The sequence below is a fragment of the Segatella copri genome (assembly GCF_003465495.1).
GTDB lineage: Bacteria > Bacteroidota > Bacteroidia > Bacteroidales > Bacteroidaceae > Prevotella > Prevotella copri_G.
Map to the genome: position 1 here is coordinate 1 of NZ_QSAV01000007.1, position 26,223 is coordinate 26,223.

17 protein-coding genes, 1 tRNA gene, 1 rRNA gene and 1 pseudogene are annotated in these 26,223 nt (G+C 46.2%); 16 read left to right on the forward strand and 4 right to left on the reverse strand.

What is annotated here, in order from left to right; translation table 11 throughout:
* Nucleotides 1-147 precede the first annotated feature (147 nt).
* From rrf to DWV53_RS03145, 13 genes are all read left to right on the forward strand, one after another.
* Nucleotides 148-260 (forward strand): 5S ribosomal RNA (rrf, locus tag DWV53_RS03085).
* A 455-nt stretch (nucleotides 261-715) separates the two neighbouring features.
* Nucleotides 716-1,156, forward strand: a complete 441-nt coding sequence (locus DWV53_RS03090) for a lytic transglycosylase domain-containing protein (protein WP_117727821.1) — start codon at nucleotides 716-718, stop codon at nucleotides 1,154-1,156.
* Between the two features lie 200 nt (nucleotides 1,157-1,356).
* Nucleotides 1,357-1,429: transfer RNA gene (locus DWV53_RS03095), tRNA-Met, on the forward strand.
* 159 nt (nucleotides 1,430-1,588) lie between these two features.
* The gene (locus DWV53_RS03100; protein ID WP_006847902.1) at nucleotides 1,589-2,185 is read left to right on the forward strand and encodes a TetR/AcrR family transcriptional regulator; all 597 of its coding nucleotides are present in this window, start codon (nucleotides 1,589-1,591) and stop codon (nucleotides 2,183-2,185) included.
* Between the two features lie 55 nt (nucleotides 2,186-2,240).
* Entirely contained in the window at nucleotides 2,241-2,999 is a 759-nt protein-coding gene (gene fabG / locus DWV53_RS03105) for a 3-oxoacyl-[acyl-carrier-protein] reductase (protein ID WP_022120325.1), read from the forward strand.
* Nucleotides 3,000-3,027: 28 nt separating this feature from the next.
* Complete coding sequence (locus DWV53_RS03110) at nucleotides 3,028-3,696, forward strand: RluA family pseudouridine synthase (protein WP_022120326.1); 669 nt, start codon at nucleotides 3,028-3,030, stop codon at nucleotides 3,694-3,696.
* A 17-nt stretch (nucleotides 3,697-3,713) separates the two neighbouring features.
* Nucleotides 3,714-8,474 carry a translocation/assembly module TamB domain-containing protein gene (locus DWV53_RS03115; protein WP_118151664.1) on the forward strand — a complete coding sequence of 1,587 codons (4,761 nt, stop codon included), beginning with the start codon at nucleotides 3,714-3,716 and terminating at the stop codon, nucleotides 8,472-8,474.
* A complete protein-coding gene (locus DWV53_RS03120) occupies nucleotides 8,474-10,879 on the forward strand; it encodes a BamA/TamA family outer membrane protein (protein ID WP_118151586.1) in 2,406 nt (801 codons plus the stop codon). Before DWV53_RS03115 ends, DWV53_RS03120 begins: the two co-directional genes overlap by 1 nt.
* A 187-nt stretch (nucleotides 10,880-11,066) precedes the next feature.
* Nucleotides 11,067-11,978 (forward strand): nucleotidyltransferase, encoded by a 912-nt coding sequence (locus DWV53_RS03125; protein ID WP_022120329.1) that lies wholly within the window; start codon nucleotides 11,067-11,069, stop codon nucleotides 11,976-11,978.
* A gap of 15 nt (nucleotides 11,979-11,993) precedes the next feature.
* A complete protein-coding gene (locus DWV53_RS03130; RefSeq protein ID WP_118151666.1) occupies nucleotides 11,994-13,028 on the forward strand; it encodes a DHH family phosphoesterase in 1,035 nt (344 codons plus the stop codon).
* 163 nt (nucleotides 13,029-13,191) lie between these two features.
* Nucleotides 13,192-13,890 carry a DUF4827 domain-containing protein gene (locus tag DWV53_RS03135; protein ID WP_118151588.1) on the forward strand — a complete coding sequence of 233 codons (699 nt, stop codon included), beginning with the start codon at nucleotides 13,192-13,194 and terminating at the stop codon, nucleotides 13,888-13,890.
* Between the two features lie 20 nt (nucleotides 13,891-13,910).
* The gene (gene glmM / locus DWV53_RS03140) at nucleotides 13,911-15,302 is read left to right on the forward strand and encodes a phosphoglucosamine mutase (protein ID WP_022120332.1); all 1,392 of its coding nucleotides are present in this window, start codon (nucleotides 13,911-13,913) and stop codon (nucleotides 15,300-15,302) included.
* A gap of 413 nt (nucleotides 15,303-15,715) precedes the next feature.
* Nucleotides 15,716-16,393, forward strand: a complete 678-nt coding sequence (locus tag DWV53_RS03145; protein ID WP_259318897.1) for an ATP-binding cassette domain-containing protein — start codon at nucleotides 15,716-15,718, stop codon at nucleotides 16,391-16,393.
* A 334-nt stretch (nucleotides 16,394-16,727) separates the two neighbouring features.
* On the opposite strand, the gene DWV53_RS03150 is transcribed toward DWV53_RS03145, so the two are convergent.
* A complete protein-coding gene (locus DWV53_RS03150; RefSeq protein WP_147468727.1) occupies nucleotides 16,728-18,086 on the reverse strand; it encodes a hypothetical protein in 1,359 nt (452 codons plus the stop codon).
* A gap of 415 nt (nucleotides 18,087-18,501) precedes the next feature.
* On the opposite strand from DWV53_RS03150, the gene DWV53_RS16040 reads away from it, so the two are divergent.
* From DWV53_RS16040 to DWV53_RS16050, 3 genes and pseudogenes are all read left to right on the forward strand, one after another.
* Nucleotides 18,502-18,870 (forward strand): Spi family protease inhibitor, encoded by a 369-nt coding sequence (locus DWV53_RS16040; RefSeq protein ID WP_259318898.1) that lies wholly within the window; start codon nucleotides 18,502-18,504, stop codon nucleotides 18,868-18,870.
* Nucleotides 18,871-18,957: 87 nt separating this feature from the next.
* Nucleotides 18,958-19,524, forward strand: a pseudogene (locus DWV53_RS16045) (C10 family peptidase); the annotation flags it as partial.
* A gap of 1,287 nt (nucleotides 19,525-20,811) precedes the next feature.
* A complete protein-coding gene (locus DWV53_RS16050) occupies nucleotides 20,812-21,165 on the forward strand; it encodes a T9SS type A sorting domain-containing protein (protein WP_259318900.1) in 354 nt (117 codons plus the stop codon).
* Nucleotides 21,166-21,274: 109 nt separating this feature from the next.
* On the opposite strand, the gene DWV53_RS03160 is transcribed toward DWV53_RS16050, so the two are convergent.
* From DWV53_RS03160 to hflX, 3 genes are read right to left on the reverse strand one after another with little or no spacing between them, the layout of a single operon-like run.
* A complete protein-coding gene (locus DWV53_RS03160) occupies nucleotides 21,275-22,933 on the reverse strand; it encodes a fumarate hydratase (protein WP_118151592.1) in 1,659 nt (552 codons plus the stop codon).
* Between the two features lie 43 nt (nucleotides 22,934-22,976).
* Entirely contained in the window at nucleotides 22,977-24,833 is a 1,857-nt protein-coding gene (locus DWV53_RS03165) for a DUF4954 family protein (RefSeq protein ID WP_118151594.1), read from the reverse strand.
* Between the two features lie 28 nt (nucleotides 24,834-24,861).
* Entirely contained in the window at nucleotides 24,862-26,109 is a 1,248-nt protein-coding gene (hflX, locus tag DWV53_RS03170; protein WP_118151596.1) for a GTPase HflX, read from the reverse strand.
* Nucleotides 26,110-26,223: the final 114 nt, after the last annotated feature.

Consider the following 26,223-nt stretch of genomic DNA (forward strand, 5'->3'; position numbering starts at 1 on the left):
GTCAAAGCCGAGCATTACTAATTGCCCGAACACTTTCTTTAAATAAGTTCATAGTTTCAGCTGTTGACTCTCGATGGAATCGAGAGGGACGGTGGTTCTTTACTTGATAAACAGTTTGCTTGTGTGCAAATACGTCATACCCCATTATCAGGTGGTTATTGCGGTGAGGTCCCACCTCTTCCCATTCCGAACAGAGAAGTTAAGCTCACTTGCGCCGATGGTACTGCAATGCAATGCGGGAGAGTAGGTAGCCGCCTCCTTTTATCAAGAGCCTCAGATTTCGAAAGATTTCTGAGGCTTTTTTGTTTTCTGCAGTTTTGCTTTCTTATCGCGCCAGCTTTTTCCCACAGATAGATGGGCGCAGCTCCTTTTACCTTTTTACCCTTTTACTTTTTTACCTTTTATTGTTCCTTTTTACCTTTTTACTCTTTTACCTTTATCTTGATTTATATCAAACCTAAGTGTTACTAAGTGTTTAATTACGTGAAAATGCGCTGATAATCAGCCGATTACTTGCATAATTCGATTTTTTTTTGTATCTTTGCAAACGATAAGAATAAGGATACCAGTATCTTGTGCTTTTTGTTGTGTGAGAAGGTATCCATTAAGGTATCTAACGGGACTGAGGTGAGCAGCCTTTCTTTTTCTCACAAGTTGCCACCGCGAAATCTCTGATGTTGTATTTCAGCTTTTCAGGTTCCATAAAACAATTAATATGAAGAGAATAACAATGGTATTAGTTAGCATGTTAATGCTGACATTAGAAATTCATGCAGCGTCGGCTGCAACATCAGGAAATGTATCCTCTACCAGCGAAATGGACTGGACTCCAGTGATGGACGCTATCATTCAGGTAGAGAGTAAGGGTGATCCGAAAGCTAAGAGCGGTAACTCTGTAGGTGTGATGCAGATCACTCCAATTTTAGTAGCAGAATGTAATAATATTCTGAAGCGCAAGAAATCGAAGAAGCGCTACACTTTGGCTGATAGATATAATGTCGCTAAATCTAAAGAAATGTTTCTGTTGATTCAGAGTGTCTACAATCCTCTTAATAGTATCGAGCACGCAATCCGTTCATGGAATGGCGGTAATCATTTCAGTAAGAAGCGTACTCAGAGATATTTTGAGAAGGTAATGAAACTTTTGAAAAAGTAATTCTTTTTCCATAAGGCCCGATTGTTCTGAAAAAGAGCAATCGGGCTTGCTTTTTACTCGTTTTCGCCTCTTTTATGTACGTTTTGTTGCTATTCTGTTTAATAACTGTTAAATATATGCAGATTTCTGACAAAATGTTTGGTGGGGTCGGGAAAAAGTCGTACCTTTGCACTCGCAATTCAGAAATGAGTTGGTTATATCGCGGTGTGGAGCAGTTGGTAGCTCGCCAGGCTCATAACCTGGAGGTCGCATGTTCGAGTCCTGCCGCCGCAACAATGATCGGGTAAGAAGTTGGTCAACAACATCTTATCCGATTTTTTTATGCCCTAATTTATTAATTTAACATTAAATATTTGTTTAATTCGAATTAAAGTGCTACTTTTGCACAATAATATTTTTATGTGCAATTAATAAAAAAGGAAGGGCTTCAATATGTCAGTATCCAAAACAAGACAAAAACTGGTAGATGTCGCACGACAACTCTTTGCCAAGAATGGTATAGCAAATACTACAATGAATGATATTGCTGTAGCTTCTGGTAAGGGAAGACGTACGCTTTATACTTATTTCAGTAGGAAGGAGGATGTCTATTACGCGGTGATAGAATCAGAGTTGGAGCGTCTTTCGGACAAGTTGGACGAGGTTGCTAATTGCAAGATGCGTCCACAGGATAAAATCATCGAACTTATCTACACTCACCTCAGTATGATCAAGGAAACGGTCGTAAGAAACGGTAACCTCCGTGCTGAGTTCTTCCGGAATATCTGGATGGTTGAGAAGGCAAGAAAGAACTTCGATGAAGACGAAATAGAGATTCTCAGAAGAATTTATGCCGAAGGAAGAGAAGATGGTGAGTTTGATATTGATAACATCGATCTGGTGGCCGATATTACTCACTATTGTATCAAAGGTCTCGAGGTTCCATTTATCTATGGACGTTTGGGCCATGGCATGAATGTGGAGTCGAGCAAACCTCTGGTTGCCAAGGTGGTTTATGGTGCCTTGGGAAAGTCAGGCTTGAAACTCTAGATAAAAGAAAATAGTAAATACGTAACTAATTGATAATTAATTAAATAAGAAAGAAATGGGATTATTAAGTGGTAAAACAGCCCTTGTAACAGGTGCTGCTCGCGGCATCGGTAAGGCTGTCGCTATGAAGTTCGCCTCTGAGGGCGCTAACATCGCATTTACAGACCTCGTACTCAACGACGATATGGCTGCCGGTTTGGAAGCTACTCGTAAGGAGATTGAGGCTCTTGGTGTAACCTGTCGTGCTTATGCTGGTAATGCAGCAGATTTCGAGGAGACACAGAAGACAGTTAAGCAGATTCATGAGGACTTCGGTTCTATCGATATCCTGGTTAACAATGCAGGTATCACCAAGGACGGTTTGATGCTCCGTATGAGCGAGGCTCAGTGGGATGCTGTTTTGAATGTCAACTTGAAGTCAGCCTTCAACTTCATTCATGCTTGCTCTCCAATCATGCTTCGTCAGCGTGGTGGTTCTATCATCAACATGGCTTCTGTAGTAGGTGTTCATGGTAATGCAGGTCAGTGCAACTATGCAGCTTCTAAGGCTGGTATGATTGCTTTGGCTAAGTCTATCGCTCAGGAGTTGGGTCCTAAGGGCGTACGTGCCAATGCGGTAGCTCCTGGTTTCATCGAGACTGCAATGACTGCACAGTTGCCTGAGGAAATCCGCAAGGACTGGATGAAGAAGATTCCATTGCGTCGTGGTGGTCAGACTGAGGATATCGCAAATGTTTGCCTCTTCCTCGCTTCCGACTTGTCTAGCTATGTAAGCGGTCAGGTTATTCAGATCGACGGTGGTATGAACATGTAATCTCTCGGCAACGTTTTGTTGATAAAACATGCAGGTAGTTTACGAAGACAACCATATAATCATAGTCTCTAAGAGAAGTGGCGAAATCGTGCAGGGCGACAAGACTGGCGACGAACCTCTCTCGGAGACTGTGAAACAGTACATCAAGGAGAAGTATCACAAGCCGGGAAATGTATTTCTCGGTGTGGTGCATCGCCTTGACCGTCCTGTTTCGGGTTTGGTCGTATTTGCCAAGACTTCTAAGGCATTGAGCCGTCTGAACAATATGTTCCGGGATGGCGAAGTTCACAAAACCTATTGGGCAATTGTGAAGAACATGCCAAAGGAACCTGAGGCTACGCTCACCCATTGGATAGTAAGAAATGAAAAGCAGAATAAGAGCTATGCTTACGACCATGAGGTGAAAAACTCGAAGAAAGCGATATTGAAGTATAAGGTGATAGGTCATACAGACCATTATACACTTCTGGAGGTGAACTTGATGACGGGTCGCCATCATCAGATAAGATGCCAGCTTGCCAAGATGGGATGTCCTATCAAGGGAGATCTGAAATACGGTTCTCCACGTAGCAATGCAGATGGCAGTATTTCTCTCCTTTCACACAGAGTAGAATTTGTTCATCCTGTGTCTAAAGAAACAATAGTAGCAGAGGCTCCGCTGCCGGATGATAATCTTTGGCGGGCTATTGCACCCTAACTCAAAAATCCATGCTTATGAAGAGGTATGCGAAATGGGCAGGAATCACGGTGTTGACTCCATTGGTGCTCATCTTGTTGTTATCCATTCTGCTTTATCTGCCACCTGTTCAGAATTGGGCGGTAAAGCAAGTAGCTGCTTATGCCTCTGAGTCGACGGGTATGGATATTTCGGTAAAGCAAGTACGCCTCGTCTTCCCTCTGAAACTGGGAGTGGAAGGCGTAAAGGTACTTCAGCCAATCGACTCACTCAAGAATTCCCCAAACTTGGCTTTAAGAAATAAGAGAGATACCGTTGCCGACATCCAGAAGATGGTGGTAGACGTACAATTGTTGCCTCTTTTCGAAAGTCAAGTCATGGTGGATGAACTCAATTTCACCCAGATGAAGGTGAATACCACTAATTTTATTCACGAAGCCAGAATCAAGGGCAATGTAGGTAATCTGCGCCTGAAGGCTCATGGCATTGATCTCGTAAAGGAGAAGGTCAGGGTGAATCATGCCCTGTTGGCTGATGCCCGACTCTCGGTAGAACTGAGCGATACTGTGCCGCCGGATACTACGCCTAGTACCAATTTCTGGAAGGTGAATATCGAAAAACTGAAACTGAAGAACACTGATTTCGTATTACACATGCCTGGAGATACCCTCCAGGTGAATGCTTATTTTGGAGATGCAGTGGCGCAGACTACCTATCTCGACCTTTATAAAGGACTTTATCAGATAGGTCATCTTGACTGGAAGAAGGGCAAGGTGAACTATGACCAGAACTATATCCGTCCGGTATCGGGCATGGACTTTAACCATATCGCCCTGTCGGCCATGACTTTGAAGGCAGACTCTTTCTATTATTGCGATTCGAAGATAGATGTCAAGATTCGTGAAGCTCAGTTTAAGGAGAAAAGCGGTTTGCAGGTAGACCAGCTCTATGGCAGATTCGTGATGGATTCCGTGAAACTGCAGTTGCCTGATATCTGTCTCCGTACCCCATACTCCCAATTGCAGGCAACGGTGGATATGGATATGAATGCCTTTGATGAGGTGAAACCTGGCAAGTTGATGGCACAGCTGAAGGGAGCTTTGGGCCGTTCAGACCTGTTCCTCTTTGCAGGCGATGCCTTCCCAAGCGCCATGAAGAAGAAATGGCCATTCTATCCGATGAAGATAGAAGGTTCGTTCAAGGGAAATATGCAGCAGGCATCTTTCTCGGGTTTGAAACTGTCGCTGCCTACAGCCTTCGAACTGAGTGCTGATGGAAAAGTGGGTAACCTGACGGATTTGAACCGTCTGAAGGCAAATGTAGATCTGAACGCCCGTACCTATCATCTGGATTTCGTTACCGCCATGTTTGACCCTTCTCTGATGCAGGAGATACGTGTGCCTAGCGGTATCGGAATTCGTGGTAACATTCAGGCAGACGGCTCCAGATATGCTACCCGACTCGCCATTACCGAAGGTCGTGGCAGAATGAGGGTAGATGCCAAGATAGATGCGAAGACCCGGAAAGACGGCAGTATCGATATGAACCGTCTGGCTTATCAAGCTAAGATTCAGGCGCACAACATCCAGGCAAAGCATTTCCTTCCAAAACAGGATTTGCATTCTTTCACCGGCTCATTGCAGGCGAAGGGAGTGGGAACTGATTTCCTCTCTCCTCGTACCCGATTGCAGGCTAAGGCACAGGTAAACCAGATTCAGTATGGCAAATACAAACTGGATCATGTATTGGCAGTGGCTCACGTTGCCAATGGAAAGGTGCATGCCGATATCGACAGCAAGAGCCAGTATCTTACGGGGCTCGTCAGCCTTGATGCACTTACGAATTCCAAGAAACTGGAGGCTACCCTGGTGGCAGATGTCCGCGATGTGAATCTTTATTCATTAGAGGTAACGAAGGCACCGATGCGCCTGTCGCTCTGTGGTCACATGGATATCAGGTCCGACCTGAAGGACAGTCACGACATCATGGCTTCGATGAGTGATATTACGGTTCGTACGGCAGAGAAGAATTATCGTCCGGTGGGTGTTGATGCTGATGTCTTTACCCGCAGAGATACCACGCACGCAGTCATCAATTGCGGCGACTTCCATCTCAACATGGATGTACACGGAGGCTATAAGCAGTTGATGAGCCGTTTTGCCGGATTGCAGAAAGAATTGGCTCATCAGCTTAGGAACCATCATATCGATCAGGTGAAGATGCGCAGTCAGTTCCCTTTCGGTCATGTTTATCTTACCACAGGAAAGGACAATTTCATTTCCCGTTTCATCGCTTACTGCGGTTATGATTTCAAGACGGTGGATATGAAGATGACCATGTCGCCTGTAACAGGTGTCAATGGTTATCTCAACATCGATTCACTGGTAGCGAGTGGCATGCAGTTGGATACGATCCGTACCTTGGTGAAGACTGAGGGCGATACCATCCGCTATGCAGCACGTGTTCAGAACAACAAGCATAATCCTCAGTATGTGTTCCGGGCACAGGTAGAGGGCGAACTGCAGGAGAAAGGTTCCAATATCGATGCCCGCATCTATGATGCCAAAAACAGATTGGGTGTAGATGTGGGGCTGGAGGCGCTGTTGCTGGAAAACGGCGTGAAGATTTCGCTCATCGATACCCATCCTGTCCTGGGGTACAAAAAGTTTACTGCCAACGATGATAACTATCTGATGTTGGGCAATGACGACCGTGTTTCTGCCAATCTGATTCTGAAGGCAGCCAACGGCATGGGTATCCGTATATATAGCAATGATGAAAACGAAGAAGCGCTGCAGGATCTTACGGTGAGCATGAGCCAGTTTAATCTGGATAAAGTGCTCAGCGTGATTCCTTATATGCCTGACATCTCGGGTATTCTTGACGGCGACTTCCATATTATCCAGACCAAGGATGAACTCTCGGTTTCTTCTAATCTGAACATCGACAATATGGTTTACGAAAAGTGTCCGATGGGAGATGTCGGTACTGAATTCGTTTACATGCCAAAGAGCGACGGTTCTCATTATGTAGATGGTTTCCTCAATTATGAGGGTGAAGAAGTAGCTACCGTAAAGGGTACTTACAAATCGGAAGGAAACGGTTATCTCGATGCCGAAGTGGGTATGGAGAAGTTGCCTCTGCATTTTGTCAACGGTTTCGTTCCTGACCAGATTATGGGTCTGAAGGGATATGGCGAAGGAAAACTGAGTTTGAAGGGAGCCTTGAGCCAGTTGGATGTAGAGGGCGAAGTATATCTGGATTCGGCTTATCTCGTCAGTGTGCCGTATGGCATCACGATGCGTTTTGCCAACGATCCTGTCCGTATCATAGACAGCAAGTTGCTCTTCGAAAACTTCATGATGTATGCCAACAATGAGAGTCCGCTCAATATCCAGGGCAGTCTCGACTTTACGAATATGGAGAAGATGATGCTCGATATCCGGATGCGAGCGCAGAACTTCCTGCTGATTGATGCCAAGGAGAATGCCCGTTCCGAGGCTTTCGGCAAGGCGTATGTCAACTTCTTTGGAGCGATGCGCGGACCGGTAAGCAATCTGAAGATGCAGGGTAAGCTGGATGTTCTCGGCAATACGGATATGACGTATGTGCTGAAAGAATCGGAACTGACTACTGATACGCAGCTCGATGAGCTGGTGAAGTTTATGAATTTCAAGAGTGGCAAGCCTGTCGTTGTCGAGCGTCCGGCACTGGAAGGATTGAACATGATGTTGGGCATGTCGATAGACGAGTCGGCTCATATCCTCTGTGCATTGAATGCCGACCAAACCAACTACATCGACCTGATGGGCGGTGGTGATCTGACGATGACTTACAATTCGGTTGATGGCATCGGCATCACGGGCAAGTATACCCTGAACAATGGCAAGATGAAATATTCGCTGCCTATCATTCCGCTCAAGACGTTTGATATCCAGGACGGCAGCTACATAGAGTTTAACGGCGATCCGTTCAACCCGACCCTGAACATCACGGCAACAGAGAATGTCAGGACAACGGTAAACGAGGGACAGGGAACCGGCCGCTCGGTGGATTTCATTTGTGGCGTAAAACTCTCGCAGACATTGAATAAGCCAGGCATCCAGTTTATCGTTTCCTCACCAAACGATGCCACCTTGCAGGATGAACTGAACACGATGAGTATTGAAGAGCGGGGTAAGATAGCCATTACGATGCTGGCTTCGGGCATGTATCTTGCCAACGGAAATACCAATTCGTTCTCCATGAATAGTGCCTTGAGCTCATTCCTCAACTCAGAGATCAATAATATTGCAGGTTCAGCGATGCGTTCTGTGGGGGTAGATGTCGGTATGTCGGTAGATAACTCCACCAATGCAGCAGGTGCCATGCACACCGATTACAACTTTAAGTTTGCTAAGCGGTTCTTCAACAACCGCTTGAGTTTCAGTGTGGGCGGCAAGGTTTCTACCGGTGCAGAAATGGAGAATGCAGCCAACAATGATGATGTATTCTTCAACAATATCGAATTGCAGTACCGTCTCAACGAAGGTGCGAGCCAGTATATCCGTGCCTTCTACAACAATAATACCTACGATTGGCTCGAAGGCTTGATTGGTGAGTATGGTATCGGTTTCAAGTGGCAGAGAAAACTGCAACATTTCAAGGATATCTTCCGTTTCAAGACTGATAAGCAGCAGATTCCTACAGCCCCAATGGAGAAGAATCCTGCGGTGAAGAAGAGTACGAACGAAAAGAAGGATACGATGGAGAAAGCCAAAACAAAGGACTTTGACCCATTGAAACTTAACGAAAAGTAATGAGCGATATGAAACAGCAGAACAGGTTATACCTTATTATATATGTGGCAGCATTGCTGATGTTGTCGGGGCAGCTCATAACGGGTTGCTCTTCAACCAGTGCGCTGAAAGAAGACGAGCAGCTGTTTACGGGTCTGGTACCTATTGAGTATAAGAACTACGAGAAGGGAGCTTATGCTGATTCTACCATCACCGAGATGGAGTATGCCCTGGCTTCGGCTCCGAACGGTGCTTTGTTCGGAAGCAGCTATTACCGCACTCCGTTCCCTGTGCGCCTGTGGATATGGAATACTTTCTCTCAGTCGGATGGAGCACTGGCTAAGTGGATAACCAAGGTATTCGGTTCCAAACCTAAGCTGATGGCGAATGTGAATCCGCAACTCCGTGCCCAGGTAGCCGAGCATCAGCTCGATAAATATGGCTATTTTAACGGTAAGGTGACTTATGATGTGCTGACACAGAGCAATCCGAAGAAGGCGAAGGTCGCCTATCAGGTAGACTTCGGTCATCTCTGGACGCTTGATTCTATGGCTTATCTTAACTTCCCAGCCAAGAGCAAGCAGTTTATAGATGCTTCTATGAACAAGGCGCTGATACGGAAGGGGAGTCCTTTCAATGTCGCCAACATGGAATCGGAACGTCAGCGTATCACCCGTCTGTTCCGCAACAGGGGCTATTATTTCTATCAGAACAGTTATGCTTCTTATCTTGCCGATACCGTGAATGTGCCCGGCAAGGTGCAGTTGCGGCTGATGATGGCAGACAGCGTGGATGATAGGGCTACCCGCCAGTGGTATATCGGAAAGATTCATGTTAATTTCAGAAAGCAGTATATGGAGGAGTTGAAGGATTCCTTTGTGCGCAGCTATCTGAGTTTCCATTATAATGGAAGAAAGATGCCGATACGTCCGGGCATCGTTTTGCAGAGTCTGCGCCTGCGTCCCCGTGAACTGTATCGGGTACGTACCGAGGAGCGTGCCAAGACTGGACTTCAGGAGATGGGACTCTTCAGCTATTCCAGCATCCAGTTCTCTCCCCGTTCGGTGCAGACCCTAGACAGTTTAGGCAATGTAGTATATCGTGATACTTTGGATGCCAATATCGATCTGGTATTCGACAAGCCATACGATTTCTATGTCGAGGCAAATGCCCGCGGCAAAACGACCGGTAGAGTAGGACCGGAGTTGGTAGTGGGTCTTACCAAGCGCAATGCTTTTCATGGAGGCGAGAAACTTACTGTCAACCTGCATGGTTCGCATGAGTGGCAAACCGTCAGTCAGGCTGGTGGAGGTTCTACCCGCATCAATTCCTATGAATACGGATCGGATGTTTCCGTAGAGTTCCCTCGCATCATCACGCCTTGGAATATGTTCAGAACGATGGAGCAGAATGAGCGCAGATACCGTGCCGGGCATATGCCTACCAAATATCGGGGTGTGCCAACTACTACCATCAAGGCTTCGATGAATGTGCTGAACAGAGCCAGCTATTTCCGACGTCATGTGGCAGCGGGTGAGTTAACCTATGCGTGGTCTACCTCTTACCAGCATCAGCATTCTTTCAGTCCGCTGATTCTCTCTTATGAGTTTATGAACAGCCGCACAGCCGCTTTCGATAGCATCCTCGCCCTGCATCCTTATCTTCAGATATCGATGCGCGACCAGTTTGTGCCTAAGATGAGTTACACCTATACTTATCGCAGTCCGCGCCGTTACCGCCATCCGATCACCTGGTCAACCACCATCAGCGAGGCAGCCAATATCCTTTCGCTCGGTTACATGGCGGCCGGAAAGGGATGGAACGAGAAAGACAAGAAGATGTTCAAGAATCCGTTTGCTCAGTTCCTGAAACTGGAGACAGATTTCGTGAAATATTGGCGTATCACCCAGGATGGTACGCTGGTGGGACATGTCAATGCCGGCATTATCTGGAGTTATGGCAATGCCGAGAATGCTCCTTATTATGAGCAGTTCTATATCGGTGGTGCCAACAGTGTGCGAGCCTTTAATGTGCGGAGTATCGGACCGGGCAGATACCAGCCTACCAACAGCAAGTATTCGTATATCGACCAGACGGGCGACATCAAGTATCTGATGAATCTGGAATACCGTCAGAAGGTATGGGGCGATCTCTATGGAGCCCTTTTCCTGGATGCAGGTAATGTGTGGACCTTACGCAACCATGAGTACAGTCCGCTCGGCAAGTTTGATATAGACAAGTTTTTCCGGCAGCTGGCGGTAGGCACCGGTGTCGGTGTGCGTTATGACATGGGTATGTTTGTGATACGTGTCGACTGGGGTATCGGTCTGCATGTTCCTTACGATACCGGCAAGAATGGCATCTATAACATCCGTCGGTTCAAGGATGCCCAGAGTCTGCATTTCGCTGTGGGTTATCCTTTCTAGGTTTAGCCTGGGAGATGTGTCCGGAAATAAGTCTGATATGTGTTACAGATAGTGCATAAAAGGACAAAAATTGATATTAATCAAAAAAAAGTAGGAAAACTTGCGGTTAACTGCATTTTTTTTGTTACTTTTGCATCGTTATTTTATAAATAACTATCAACTATTAATAAATAAAAGTATAGACAAAATGAAACCTACGTTATTGCTTTTGGCTGCCGGTATGGGTAGCCGTTATGGTGGTTTGAAACAGCTTGATGGTCTGGGTCCTAATGGTGAGACTATCATGGACTACAGCATCTATGATGCTATTCAGGCTGGTTTCGGAAAAATCGTATTCGTTATTCGCAAGGACTTCGAAGATCAGTTCCGTGAGAAGATTCTTTCAAAGTATGAGGGTCATATTCCTGCAGAACTTTGCTTCCAGGCATTGGATGATCTCCCAGAGGGATTCTCAGTTCCTGAAGGTCGTGAGAAACCATGGGGTACAAACCATGCTGTCCTGATGGCAAAGGATATCATCAAGGAACCTTTCTGCGTAATCAACTGCGATGACTTCTACAACCGCGATTGCTTCATGGTAATCGGCAAGTTCCTCTCTGAACTTCCAGAGGGCAGCAAGAACCGTTACGCCATGGTAGGTTTCCGTGTAGGTAATACCTTGAGTGAGAATGGTACCGTAGCTCGCGGCATCTGCTCTAAGGATGCTGATGAGAACTTGACAACCTGTGTAGAGCGTACCGAGATTATGCGTATCGACGGTAAGGTATCTTACAAGGACGAGCAGGGCGAGTGGGTTGCTGTTGGCGACAATACTCCTGTTTCCATGAACGTTTGGGGCTTCACACCTGATTACTTCCAGCATAGTGAGGAGTACTTCAAGGAGTTCTTGAGTGATCCTAAGAATATGGAAAACAAGAAGGCTGAGTTCTTCATCCCATTGATGGTCAACAAGCTCATCAATGAGGGTACAGCTACCGTTAAGGTGCTCGATACTACCAGCAAGTGGTTTGGTGTAACTTATGCAGCCGACCGCCAGAGTGTTGTTGATAAGATCCAGCATCTTATCGATGAGGGTGTTTATCCAAACAAGCTCTTCTAATTTAATGTGATGGATATAAACATTAATATATTGACAGATCAGGAAGCCGCTATTCTCCGAGAGACGATAGCGGCTTCTCATCGTATTGTCGTCTGTGCACATAAGTCGCCAGACGGTGATGCCGTCGGCTCTTCTTTGGGATGGGCTGGTTATCTTCGCTCTTTGGGCAAGAAAGTTGACATTTGTGTGCCGGATATGATACCGGATTCTATTTCCTGGTTGCCTGGAGCTGCCGGTATCCTGCGATATGACAGACAGCCTGAACTGGTGCAGCGAGCTTTCGATGAAGCCGACCTGGTATGCTGTGTTGACTTTAGCAGTGAGGGACGTCTTGATGAGATGGACCATGTATTGTTGGGTTGCAAGACTCAGCGTGTCATCATCGACCACCATCTGTCTCCTAATCTTGAGGCTAAACTGCTGGTTTCGGAGCCACATGCCAGCAGTGCCAGCGACCTGGTATTCCGTGTAGTCTGGCAGTTGGGAGGTTTCCCACAGATGGATCAGACCTGGGCTACCTGCATCTATTGCGGCATGATGACCGATACGGGCGGTTTCACCTATAATTCTACCCAGCCTTATATCTATTACATCATCTGCTTGCTGCTTACCAAGAACATCGACAAGGATAAGATTTACCGCAATGTCTTCAATAATGCCCGCATTCCGGCAGTCCGGTTCCGTGGTTATCTGATGAATGAAAAGTTGCAGGTAGTAGAGGGACTTCATGCCAGTTTCTATACAGTGACCCGTAAAGAGTTGAAGAAGTATGACTTTATCAAGGGCGATCTGGAAGGATTGGTGAACGTACCTCTTACAATCAAGGGACACAAACTCTCCATTTCTCTTCGTGAAGATACGGATATAGACAATCGCATATTGGTAAGTCTCCGTTCGGTAGACGATTTCCCATGCAATAAGATGGCAGCCGAGTTCTTCAATGGTGGCGGTCATCGCAATGCTTCTGGCGGCAAATTGCTTTGCAGCATACAGGAGGCAGAGCAGATAGCACTGAAGGCTATCCTGGCATACGCCGATATGCTGAAGTAGCCGTTTTTTTCCTTAGAAATGACGAAAAAGACAGAAAACAACCCCGTTTTGAGGCAATAGGATGATAATAAGTGATAAATAATAATAAAATCAACCTATTCCTCTCGGTGTTGTCTTATCTTTTTTGTACCTTTGCCCAATAAATCAGATTTTAAAAAGAAGAATGAAGAAATTTTTGTTTGCAATGATTGCTTTCGCGGCTGTTTTATCGTTTGCCGCATGCAATGATAGTGAGACTTATAAGGACATGCGCGACAGAGAGCTCGATTCTATCAGCTCTTTCTTGCGTAAGGAAAATATTAAGGTCATCTCTGAGGATGAGTTCAACAGACGTTGGAAAAATAATGAAAAACTGACGGATACAGCAAAGAACAACAACGAATGGGTACTTTTCAACAGTAACGGTATCTACATGCAGGTGATTGACCAGGGATGTGGCGACTATATCAAGAAAGGTACATCGGTAGATGTATTGGTCCGCTTTGATGAGTATAACCTTTCGTATGCTGCTGAAATGAGCGATAAGTGTCTCACGCTTTCAAACAAAGTTCCTGCTTATTCCTATTATGTAGATAAGATAAGCGTTACCAATACCTCCGGTACATTCACCGGTTCTTTCGTTGATCCTTCAGCCAGTCTGATGGCCAATACATATAATTCATCCAATTATGGCAGTGTAAGTTCTACCGTGCCTAGCGGTTGGCTCATACCATTCACCTGGATTAAGATAGGCAGACCGAAGACTGATGATGAACGCATCGCTCATGTCCGCCTGCTCGTACCTCACTCTTACGGTACCACATCGGCATCGGGCAGTGTGCAGGCATGTGTCTACGACATGACCCTGCAGAAAGGAAGATAAACATAAAAAGAGATATATTTATGACACTGATTAAGTCAATTTCTGGTATCCGCGGTACTATCGGCGGTCCAGCGGGCGATACTTTGAATCCGCTCGATATCGTAAAGTTCACTTCAGCATACGCTACCTTCATTCGCCGTAGCGGTGCTTCAGAGAGTAATACCATCGTTGTAGGCCGTGATGCGCGCATCTCTGGCGAGATGGTAAAGAATGTGGTTTGTGGAACCCTCATGGGTATGGGCTACGATGTGCTGAACATCGGTCTGGCTACTACTCCTACCACCGAACTTGCTGTTACCATGAGTGGTGCCGCCGGCGGTATCATCATCACAGCTTCTCACAACCCACGCCAGTGGAATGCCCTCAAGCTCCTCAACGAGAAGGGTGAGTTCCTCACAGCAGCTAATGGTAACGAGGTGCTGGGTATCGCAGAGAAGGAAGACTTCGACTATGCGGATGTGGATCATCTCGGAAAATATACTGAAGACAATACCTTCAACAAGCGCCATATCGACTCCGTACTTGCTTTGAAACTCGTAGATGTCGAAGCAATCAAGAATGCCCACTTCAAGGTTTGTGTAGATTCCATCAACTCAGTTGGTGGCGTTATACTTCCAGAGTTGCTCGATGCGCTCGGTGTAGCATATACTTTCCTCAATGGTGAGCCTACAGGCGACTTCGCTCATAATCCGGAGCCATTGGAGAAGAACCTCGGTGGTATCATGGATGAGTTGAAGAAGGGTGGCTACGATATGGGTATCGTTGTAGACCCTGATGTTGACCGCCTGGCTTTCATCTGCGAAGATGGCAAGATGTTTGGCGAAGAGTATACCTTGGTAAGTGTGGCAGATTACGTATTGGGCAAGACTCCAGGCAATACCGTCAGCAACCTTTCATCTACCCGTGCCCTCCGTGATGTTACCGAGAAGCATGGTGGCAAGTACACCGCAGCTGCTGTAGGCGAGGTGAATGTAACTACCAAGATGAAGGATGTTCACGCTGTTATCGGTGGTGAAGGCAATGGTGGAGTTATCTATCCAGAGAGCCATTACGGTCGTGATGCCCTCGTTGGTATCGCCCTCTTCCTGAGCAGTCTGGCTCACAAGGGCTGCAAGGTGAGCGAACTCCGTGCCAGCTTCCCTAACTATTTCATTGCCAAGAACCGCATCGACCTCACTCCATCTACCGATGTAGATGCTATCCTCGTGAAGGTTAAGGAGATGTATGGTAAGGAGAAGGATGTCACCGTAACAGATATCGATGGCGTCAAGCTCGATTTCCCTGACAAGTGGGTTCACCTCCGCAAGAGTAATACCGAGCCTATCATCCGCGTATATAGCGAGGCCTCTACCATGGAGCAGGCTGATGAACTGGGCAAGAAACTCATGCAGGTGGTTTACGATATGCAGTAAGATACTGAATATGAGATCATATAAAAAGAGATGAAGCAACGTAGATTTAGCTTCATCTCTTTTTTTTGTGCGCCGATTTCCATCTGCAAAACTTCAGTAATTTGAAGAAAGATAGAGAAAGATTTGGCTTTCTCAGATAAAAATCGTTTTTTTGTTGCGAAATTGCAGACAATGAGGGCTCTGAGCCTTTGTTGCAGTAATGAAAAACTTGAACCGTTCCTTATAGGGAGCATAACTGAAATTACAGAATAATGGAATCTATTATAAAGCATTATCAGGTAGCCCATGTCGGGTTCAGCCTTTCTTGTCCTGATTCCTCTCAGGAGATGATGGCTGTTTTATTGGAGGCTTATTAGGCGTTTGAATGCGAAGAACAGGTCGCATCTGCTGCCCTGACCTCCTTCTCTCTTACCTTGAACGAAAGCGGGGAAGAACTGAGGAAACCTGCCGGTTTCAAGGAGGAATGCAGACAGGATGAGGAGGGACAGCTCATTATCAGTGGTAGTCTGGAAGAGAAGCAGAAGACGTTCCTGATGGCAATGAGTGATATGAAATCGATATTGGTTACAGGTCATGATTATCAGCATTCCAGTCTTCTGGTTCCTGCTGGCACCTTCAGCCAGAAGTCGGCTTCCGGATCCCTCAAGGCAACCGTTGACACCTCGCTGATGCTCCTCTATGCCATGCGTTCGCATATCGTGTATATAGAGCAGGGTAATACGCTGATGAGCGGAACTATTCGCGATAATCTTCTTCTTGCCAATCCCGTGGCTACCGATGAGCAGCTTACCGAAGCCCTTAATGTAGCCTGTGCCGATTTCGTGTTCAGTTTGCCGGCAGGTATGGATACGAAGATAGGAGATCATGCCACCCGTTTGAGTGGCGGTCAGGCACAGCGCATTGCTATAGCCCGCAGTCTTTTGCGCAAAGGTAACATTCTGTTGTTGGATGAAATCAGCTCATCGCTGGATGCCGAAACCGAGAAGCTTCTTTTCGACCGGCTTTTTACTTCGTATGCCGATAAAACTATTATCTGTGTTACGCATAGGAAGGAGGTGGCAGACAGATGCCAGGAGCAGATACGGCTGTGATGATCGGTGGAGCAGGATGCCATCAGGGTCATCGCTGCCACGAGTGTGGTTCTAGCAGCCAGTGCCGGAATCTTTCGATGTTTTTTCTGCTTCATCATTTTGAGTTTTTACTGTTAAAATACTTACTATGAAAAATAGGATGCAAAGATAAGAATAAATATTGGTTTGTCCAAATAATCATGCTGTTTTTGGGGGCTATTTCTTGCATTTTTATAGCAGCAGAGACAAGTTATTTTTATTATGCAAGGAAACTTGCAAAATACTCTGTTTCTTTTCATAAAAATAAAGTGCCGAATAAGATAAACCCTATCGGCACTATCTTCAACTCAATTAATTAGAATTCTTTTTGGTATGCTATGGTAACAGTTGAATACTCTGATTCATTCAGATTCATAAAACTGACCATAATACTTGTTTTTTTATCTTTAGAAATAAAATTATGCAAATCGGCAAGGCCTCCATTGTTTTTCCCCTTATAGATGTAATGCTGCTTCATCCATGTTAAAACGCTTTCTTTTTTAACTTGCATAAGCATAGATGTTGCACTGAAGTACTGGCCATTCATTATCATATACATGATGGATGGACTATGAGGGTCATCATCATCATCACTGGCAAAAGCTAACATGTCTTCATCGCTCTTCACATAGCCTGCTTCCTTCATATAAGCTGTGATAGTAGCTTTGTTTGCAGACCAATCAAGAATTGGTTCGATGTATTTACGCCCATTAGGTTCGGAAATAAAATCATAGTAGCTGAACTTACTTGTTGAACCGGTCTTTTGACTTGATGCTGCTGTTCCAACATTACCAGTTACTGAAGCAGCCGAAATTGTATTCTCTGTAGATTTTTCCACTTGCATACCAGAGTCTGCAATGAATCCGCTACCACCATATACATTTCCCATAACATCGCCTAATCCTTTTAAAAGTCCCTTTTTCTCACGGGTTTTGACAACCATATCTACACTGGAATTTACAGATGAGAAAATGTCAACCTCGCCACTATTGACTTTACAAAGAGTTTTTGTATCAGAAACTTCTGTTGCGGTCAATGTTCCAATATTTTTGGCTACTTGCTCTCCAGCTACGTCTTTCATGATGGCAACATCAAACTTCTGTCCCTTTTTAATTCCGTTTGATGCTCCCAGATTAATATATACGGTCAGAGCTTTATCATCTTTAGCATTGTCAATTAATACAATCTTTCCAACCACAGGAAACACCTTTTCCATCATCTTGGTCATGCTTAACTTTACCATCTTACATGCATCAGCAATCGCATCAGCCTCGCCACTCATGCTGTTACCTCTGGTTGTGAACATAAACGAAGTAGGAGATTCCTGCGAATTCGGCTTAATCATAGTAATAACATAGTTAAGGTTTACTTCTGTCAGCGTAAATCTTTCTCCTTTATCTTCTGCAGTTTGGCTGGATACGGCTGGTTTTTGAAGATGACCTTTAAGTAAAGTATACTGCTTGTCAGTGGCTTTACAGTTTTCTGCATCTAAAACGTTAACTCGCATAGTCTTGACTAATGCTCTAATAACATTTTCCCTTAAAGTTCGTATATCACTGTCAGTATAACCGCCTTCTGCAGTAAACTTCTCAACCAATACGTTAGCTTTCTCTTGTGCATGAGTAAATACCATTACCATGAACAACATAGATGTACACAAAATAATTCTTTTCATATAATTTTATATTATTATCATTTTCTGCTGCAAAATTAAATGTTTTTTGTGATATATGGATAGAATAAACCCTAATATAGCATAGGATTTTCCCTATACTCATAATGATAGGATATGGATAAGCAAAGCTAAATAACCTGTTTCATACGCTATCCCATATTATCACTTATTTGTTCCGAGATATTCGGCTTTCTCCTAAGTCTGCTGCAAAGTTAAGACTTTTATTCGTAATAAGCAAGAAAATTGGAAAAAACTTTTATTTTATAAACACACGAATATTTGGAAAAGTCTCTTTTTTACAAAGAAAAGTTGTATATTTGCAGAAAACTTTCTGGATGATGGCAAAGTGTAGCTAATCTGATATTTCCAGAAGGTGGCGTAATTAACTCAATATCAAATATTAAGACCTGAAGAAATGAAAAAGAAAGAAGAAAGAAAAAAATGGAAGGGACTGAAAAACGGGTTCCTGTTGGTGGGATTCATAGCTCTGCTGATAGCCAGTTCGCAAACTGTTCGTGCCGAGGAAATCAATTGGCAGAAGGCGGCGGAGATAGCTAAGAGATATGTTACTCTGCCGCAAGATACCGGTATGAAAGCAAAGGAGAAGGGTAGGAAAAATAAGACCGGTTCACCTTATTATATATATAATGATGCGCGGGGACAGGGATTCGTTATCGTATCAGGTAATGACCAGATGGGGGAAGTGCTGGGATACAGCAAAGAAGGTAGTCTCGATACGCTCAATGCCAATCCCTGCGTAAAACTGCTGCTTTCGGGATACTGACAGACTTTCGAGGTGCTGAAAGAAGGAAAGGTGAAGGTGCAAAGCCATACACGCACCGGACTTTACTCTAAAACCGTAGCGCCGATGATGAAAAGCAAATGGGGACAGTCGTATCCGTTTAATGCTAAAACGGGATATGATTACAGCGGCTGTGTGGCTACGGCTGTGGCTCAGATGATGTATTATCATCAGTGGCCGGCTCAGGGACAGGGAAAAAACGAATATGTGGTAACCTACTACCAGACCAAGAAAAGTGCGGATTTCAGTCAGTCGCACTACGACTGAGCCAACATGTTGCCCGACTACCGCTATCCGGTTCAGGCTACTCCTGCAGAGATTGATGCCGTAGCCTTACTGATGAACGATGTAGGTGTGGCTTCTTTCATGCAATATACGCCCAGCGCAAGTGGAACCCAGGGAGTCTTCGCCTATCAGGCGCTGCAGAAGCATTTCGATTATTCGGCAGCCTATGTGACGAAAGCTGTAGAAGGACCGGGGAGGTTTGCAGAAATCCTGAGACAGGAACAGCTTAACGGATGTCCGGTTTATCTGGAAGGCAGACCAGCCGGTTCGGCTTCCGGTCATGCCTGGGTAACTGATGGTTTCGATGAAAACGGCCTCTTCCACATGAACTTCGGTTGGGAGGGACAGGGCGATGCCTATTATTCGCTCACCAATCTCAATGTTTCGCAGACCGGAAGTGAGTTTCAGGGCAAACCGCTTGCCTTTAACCGTGCCATTACCGCCATATTAGCTCATCCCAACAACGGGAAATATCCCGAAATAGAGCGCGGACTGCTGGAAACTTCGCCGCAGCTGATGTTCAATGAGGGTGGTTCTCTCAGCCTGAAAGAGGCGTCGGGAAAGTTATTCGACCCTTCACAGCCGGTAACTGTCGAGATGAATTCCTTCGTCAACAGAGGCAAGCCTTTCAGGGGTGACATCGGTGTTGCTGTTTATGATGAAGTGGGGAATCTCAAGCAGGTGGTTTATTCTGATAATCATCAGCAGGGAGGCTTTACGGAAAGACTTTATGGCGGAGAGCAGAAGGGATGGATGGGTACTGATTATCTTATCAATCAGGCTCAGAAAATCAGTCTCAGTCTTGCCGGTCTTGAAAACGGCTATTACCGTATCATCGCTATATGTGCAGCCCGGAAGGATGATGGTTCATGGGATGATTTCCTGCCGATGAAGAAGGCACCTGTTATCGGGGTGGAACTGAAAGACGGTGCCGGCCGCATCTCTGAAATCTGTTCGGAAGATGCCCGCTTCCAACTGATGGGGCAGCCAAGGCTTGACGGCGAAGCTGAACAGGGCAGCAAGGTACGTGCCTTCTTCACTATCAAGAACCTCAATGGTGTGCCGCGCGACTGTTACCTGAGAGTGAAACTGCTGGATGAGAACCAGGAGGTTGTGCTGAGTACACGTGTGGACCAGCTGACCGAAATAGATGGTTTCAGCGAGACCGAAATCCCGATTCTCCTTTCGGTTCCTGCCCAGCTTGCTCCGGGATATTATCAGGTAAAACTGGAGATTACTTCGGATGAAGCCGAAACCCAGGATTGTCCGGTCAACGGTATCCACGATCAGGATGCAGCCTATATAGAGGTGGTAAAGGGAGAGGAGAAACCGCTGAAGGCAAAAGCTGAAGTCTTTCTGGCTGATGATTCGCACGGGAAGATAGAAACCGGAAGCGTCGATGTATCGAAGGTATCTCTCTTCAAGATGGGGGTTTCGCTGCGTACGACAGAAGACCGCAGTTACGAGGGGCATGTTTCCCTCATCTCTGAAGATGTAGATACAAAGGAAGAAATAGTGGTAAATGGAATCAGCGATGAGGTAAGCGTCTCATCAGCTTTCGACGTGCCGCTTTATAGCTACTGGCTGCGCAAGGGTAATCTGTCTTGGACCGATGGGCATACTTATCTGTTCAGGGTGATGGGCGAGATAGGAGGAAAGAAAGTGGAACTGAAGAATCCGCAGGAACCTTCTTATTATCTCAAGCGAAAGGGTGATATTCTTATCCTCTATCAGGATACAGCTACAGGAATAGAAAATGCTACCATCTCTGATACTGAAACCGAGATCTGTCGCGAGGGACATCAACTCTTGGTTTCGGGCAAGGACGTGAGAAAGATTAAACTGTATAATACGGGAGGAAACCTGCTCAGACAGGCGTCTGGTACGGATGGAAAAACAGTCAGTCTCTCTTTACAGGGTATCAGACAAGGCGTTTATCTGTTGCGGGTAGAAACCGGTATGCAAAGCAAGACATATAAACTGCTGCTTTAAACGGATGTTCCTGTTTCGGAAACAGAACAGGTTATCCGATGTAAGTATAAAAAGAAAGCTCAGGGCTATCTGCCCTGAGCTTTTTTCATTATCATGATTTCAGTATCATTTACTTCTGGCATTCCTTGCAAGGAGTCCAAGGCTTCAACTGCTTGAAGAAGTCGTTGCCCTTATCATCTACGAGGATGAATGCAGGGAAGTCCTCTACGGTAATCTTCCAGATAGCCTCCATACCGAGCTCTGGGTACTCTACGCACTCGATGCTCTTGATAGAACTCTTAGAGAGAACGGCAGCTACACCACCGATAGTACCGAGGTAGAAACCACCATGCTTCTTGCAAGCCTCTGTAACAACATCGCCACGGTTACCCTTGGCAATCATTACAAGGCTAGCGCCATGATCCTGGAACTCATCTACGTATGGGTCCATACGGTTGGCTGTGGTAGGTCCCATAGAGCCACATGGATAACCCTCTGGAGTCTTGGCTGGTCCTGCATAGAGGATAGGGTGGTTCTTGAAGTACTCTGGCATCTCCTCGCCTGCATCCAGACGAGCCTTGAGCTTAGCGTGAGCGATGTCACGAGCTACGATGATGGTACCCTTCAAGTTAACACGGGTGCTTACAGGATACTTGGTCAACTCAGCACGAACTGCGTCGATACCCTTGTCGAGGTCAATCTCGATACCCTTGGTACCCTCACCTGGGTTGCGGAGCTCCTCAGGAATCAACTCTGTTGGGTTCTCATCCATCTTCTCCAACCAGATACCGTCCTTGTTGATCTTAGCCTTGATGTTGCGGTCGGCAGAGCAGCTTACACCCATACCGATAGGGCAGCTTGCACCATGACGTGGCAAACGGATTACACGGATATCGTGAGCCAGATATTTACCGCCGAACTGTGCACCCAGACCAATCTTGTGAGCCTCTTCGAGGAGCTTGTTCTCCAAGTCGATGTCACGGAAGGCACGACCCGTCTCATCACCTGTTGTAGGCAACTCATCGTAGTACTTGATAGAAGCCAACTTCACGGTGAGGAGGTTCTTCTCAGCAGAAGTACCACCGATAACGAAGGCGATGTGGTAAGGAGGACATGCTGCTGTACCCAGACTCTTCATCTTCTCTACGAGGAATGGGAGCAATGTGCCCTCGTTCTGGATAGTAGCCTTGGTCATTGGGTAGAAGTAGGTCTTGTTGGCAGAGCCACCACCCTTGGCAACCATTACGAAGCGGTACTCGTCGCCCTCTGTAGCCTCGATATCAATCTGAGCAGGAAGGTTGCAACGGGTGTTCACCTCATCATACATGTTGAGAGGAGCGTTCTGAGAGTAACGCAGGTTGTCCTGTGTAAAGGTGTTGTATACACCCAGGCTCAAAGCCTCTTCATCCTCGAAGTCGGTCCATACACGCTGACCCTTCTCACCGTGGATGATAGCAGTACCTGTATCCTGGCAGAATGGGAGGATGCCCTTCACGGCAGTCTCTGCATTACGAAGGAACTGGAGAGCTACGTACTTGTCGTTCTCTGAAGCCTCTGGGTCGCTGAGAATCTTAGCTACCTGGAGGTTGTGCTCACGACGGAGCTTGAACTCTACGTCGTGGAAACCCTGCTGTGCCAGCAAAGTAAGAGCTTCCTTAGAAACCTTGAGGATAGTCTTACCCTCGAACTCTGCTGTACTTACGCCTTCCTTAGAGATAAGGCGATACTCTGTCTTGTCCTCTCCAATCTGGAACATTGGAGCATACTTAAAATCTGGAGTTTTTGCCATAATGTTTTTTGTTATTTTAAACTGTTGAAATATTCAAGTCTAATTAATTCTCGTATTCTATTTCCTGGTCGAGGCTGTCGACGAAGTTGCGGAAAACCTCTTCCTCCACATCGCCCATGGCAAATTCTTTCTCAGCATCCTTTCGGATTTCTGCTATCCATGAGCGGCGTGCCTTGATATAATCTTCGTGTATGCGGTTGGCATCTTCGAGTGTGATGTCACTGATGCCGTAGTAATCGCAGATCATCTGGTAGGTCCATGCCCACTGGTAGTCGCGATAGTTGGCATTGATTTCTTCAAACCGGTCGAGCAACTGTTCTATATTCTCGATAGTTCCTTCCTTCACATCCCTAATGATGCCTTCTTCTTCAGAAACCGGGAGTAGGAGTCCCGAAAGATCATCCCAATCGCCCACGCCGACATGGGTGGCTGGAGGGGTGATGGCTGGGTCGCGCTTCAGTACACGCTTCAATACGGCACCCATGTAGATGCGGAGGGCGATATCATAATATTTGATGCCCTTGTGGAGCGATGAAGCCGGTATGATATATTCGTGATAAAGATACTGCGAAACATTATCGCCCGTTACCTCGCGCAGGTTTTCAAGAATCTTCTTACCCTTCAGAATCTCGCCAACAGAATAAGGTGAAAGCCAGTCGAAGTTGACGATGCTCTTGCGGTTCTCCATAGCACGGAGATCACGCTTAGGCCATTTCTTGATGTCGCGGTACAGACCTACGGTAGTGATGTTTCTGCCCGGGATGAGGAACATCTTGTCGCCATCGGCAATGAGGTAGGCGAAAGGCAGGTTGCGGGTGTTTGGGTGGTGCATCAGCTTGCCGAAGCATACTGAGAAGGAACCCAGAGTGGCTGGCATCAGGAGATAAGCACCGCTGGCTGTCTTGGAACCGCGCTCCAGAATGCCCCAGTGCATAGGTCCCATCTTGTAGGCATGGTTGCTGAAGTTGGTGGCAGAACCGGCGTTATAGAAAGAGAACATGCCTCCGATAAGCAGACTGCTCTTATGATGAGAAGCGGTGAAAGGACCGCAGAAGGCTGCACAAGCCTCGCCATTGCTCATATAGGAGTTGGCGAAGAATACGGAGGCTGATGCGGTAAAGCCGTTAGACAGCTGGCAGGCTTCGCCTACGAAGCAATCCTGTATCTTTACGCTGTTGATGACGCTGGCGCCTTCAGCGATGATGCTATTTTCTGTAATAACGCCTGTGCCGATATATACGTTGCCATGCACAGAGCCCAATAGCGTACAGTCGCTCAGACGGGAAGCACCGTTCACTTCGCAGTAATCATTGATTACGCAGTTGGTAATCTCCTTGGTATTGATGATCTTCACATTGTTGCCAATCTGGCCCCGATCCGGCATCTTGTTGTCGATGTCGGTCTTGATGAGCTGGCGTATTTTCTCCTTCATTTCCTTGTCAGGGAAATGCTTCACCATGAAGGCTGCCAGCTGGCTGTTCAGATCGCTGAAGAGGATTACGTTGCCTTCGCCCACCTCGTTGAGTACGCTCACAAGATTTCCTTCGCCGTAAGTAGCTCCCTCGGTGGTTTCCATGGTCGAGATGTTTGAGATGTAGCAATCATCGCCAATGGTATAGTTGTTGATGAAATTGCCTACGTTTTCTATCAGACAGTCATCGCCTATGGTTACATTGCGCAAGGTGGCATTGTTGATGCCTGAATGCTTTACGAAGCCCTGGCTCACCTCCACGTTCTTGTTGAAGGATCCGATGTTTATTTCGCCATAGAGCATCACGCGGTGCATGAAGTTGGGCTTGAAATCTTCTGATACATTGACTGAGGTCCAGTCTTCGGCCCAGCAGTCGTTATGTTTAAGCACCTCGATTTCCTCGGTGGTTAAAGGTCTGTAATCATTCATAACTTACTTGTTATTGATATTTATGTTCTTACTCATAATCCTGGTACAGGAAGTCGTTGTATGGATACTTCTGTACGTGCAACTCTCTTACTTTCTTGTAGAGTATCTCGCGGAATTCGTCGATGTTCTCCTTGTTCTTTGCCGAGATGAAGAGGCAGTCCTCATTGAGTTTTGCCATCCAGGTCTTCTTCAGGTCTTCCAGCGGGATGTTCTCTTTCTCCATCGGTGTGAGGTCGTCTTCCTCTTTTTCTACCCATGAGTAGTTGTCTATCTTGTTGAAGATAATCATCGATGGCTTATCGGCGCAATCCAGTTCCTTGAGCGTATTCTCTACTACCTGGATCTGCTCTTCGAAGTCGGGATGTGAGATGTCTACTACGTGCAGAAGGAGGTCGGCCTCGCGTGTCTCGTCAAGGGTACTCTTGAATGAGTCGACCAGGTCGGTTGGCAATTTGCGGATGAATCCTACGGTATCGGCAAGGAGGAACGGCAGGTTGTCTACCACCACCTTGCGTACGGTGGTGTCGAGGGTGGCAAAGAGTTTGTTCTCTGCAAACACCTCGCTCTTGCTGAGCAGATTCATGATGGTAGATTTACCTACGTTGGTATAGCCCACCAGTGCCACGCGCACCATTCTGCCTCTGTTTTTTCGCTGTGTAGTCTTCTGCTTGTCGATTTCTGCCAATCGCTCTTTGAGGAGACTCATTCTGCCGAGGATGATACGGCGGTCCATCTCGAGCTGGGTCTCACCCGGTCCACGCAGACCAACAGATCCCTTACCGCCACCCGATCCTGAACCACCACCCTGTCGTTCCAGGTGAGTCCAGAGTCTTTGCAGACGAGGGAGCATATAGCGGTATTGCGCCAACTCTACCTGGGTTTTAGCCGCAGCGGTTTGCGCACGCATGGCGAAGATATCGAGGATGAGTGAGGTGCGGTCCAGAATCTTCACCTGCAGTTCCTGTTCGATGTTACGGATCTGTTTGGCAGAAAGCTCATCATCAAAGATGACCATACCTACTTCTCTATCTTCCTCTTCTTCGTTTTTGATATAGTCTTTGATTTCTTCGAGTTTACCCTTACCCACATAGGTGGTCTGGTTAGGAGAAACCACCTTCTGCGTGAATCGCTTTACGGTGACAGCCCCCGCAGTATCGGCAAGAAATTCCAGCTCGTCGAGATATTCTTTTGTCTTGGCTTCGTCCTGTGTCTTGGTAATCAGACCCACGAGTACAGCGGTTTCCGCCTTGACTTCTGATATTACAAATTCTTTCATCTATTTTCTTTATCTATATAATATAGTGCAAAGATAGTGTAAAATACAGAGAAAACAAAATATAGCATTAATATTTTAACTTTTTTATTAATGTGGCAGAAAATATTCAAAGGA

Coding starts and splice junctions, on each gene's coding strand:
- DWV53_RS03090 (WP_117727821.1), top strand. CDS start 716: ATGAAGAGAATAACAATGGTATTAGTTAGCATGTTAATGCTGACATTA.
- DWV53_RS03100 (WP_006847902.1), top strand. CDS start 1,589: ATGTCAGTATCCAAAACAAGACAAAAACTGGTAGATGTCGCACGACAA.
- fabG (WP_022120325.1), top strand. CDS start 2,241: ATGGGATTATTAAGTGGTAAAACAGCCCTTGTAACAGGTGCTGCTCGC.
- DWV53_RS03110 (WP_022120326.1), top strand. CDS start 3,028: ATGCAGGTAGTTTACGAAGACAACCATATAATCATAGTCTCTAAGAGA.
- DWV53_RS03115 (WP_118151664.1), top strand. CDS start 3,714: ATGAAGAGGTATGCGAAATGGGCAGGAATCACGGTGTTGACTCCATTG.
- DWV53_RS03120 (WP_118151586.1), top strand. CDS start 8,474: ATGAGCGATATGAAACAGCAGAACAGGTTATACCTTATTATATATGTG.
- DWV53_RS03125 (WP_022120329.1), top strand. CDS start 11,067: ATGAAACCTACGTTATTGCTTTTGGCTGCCGGTATGGGTAGCCGTTAT.
- DWV53_RS03135 (WP_118151588.1), top strand. CDS start 13,192: ATGAAGAAATTTTTGTTTGCAATGATTGCTTTCGCGGCTGTTTTATCG.
- glmM (WP_022120332.1), top strand. CDS start 13,911: ATGACACTGATTAAGTCAATTTCTGGTATCCGCGGTACTATCGGCGGT.
- DWV53_RS03150 (WP_147468727.1), bottom strand. CDS start 18,086: ATGAAAAGAATTATTTTGTGTACATCTATGTTGTTCATGGTAATGGTA.
- DWV53_RS16040 (WP_259318898.1), top strand. CDS start 18,502: ATGAAAAAGAAAGAAGAAAGAAAAAAATGGAAGGGACTGAAAAACGGG.
- DWV53_RS16050 (WP_259318900.1), top strand. CDS start 20,812: ATGGGCGAGATAGGAGGAAAGAAAGTGGAACTGAAGAATCCGCAGGAA.
- DWV53_RS03160 (WP_118151592.1), bottom strand. CDS start 22,933: ATGGCAAAAACTCCAGATTTTAAGTATGCTCCAATGTTCCAGATTGGA.
- DWV53_RS03165 (WP_118151594.1), bottom strand. CDS start 24,833: ATGAATGATTACAGACCTTTAACCACCGAGGAAATCGAGGTGCTTAAA.
- hflX (WP_118151596.1), bottom strand. CDS start 26,109: ATGAAAGAATTTGTAATATCAGAAGTCAAGGCGGAAACCGCTGTACTC.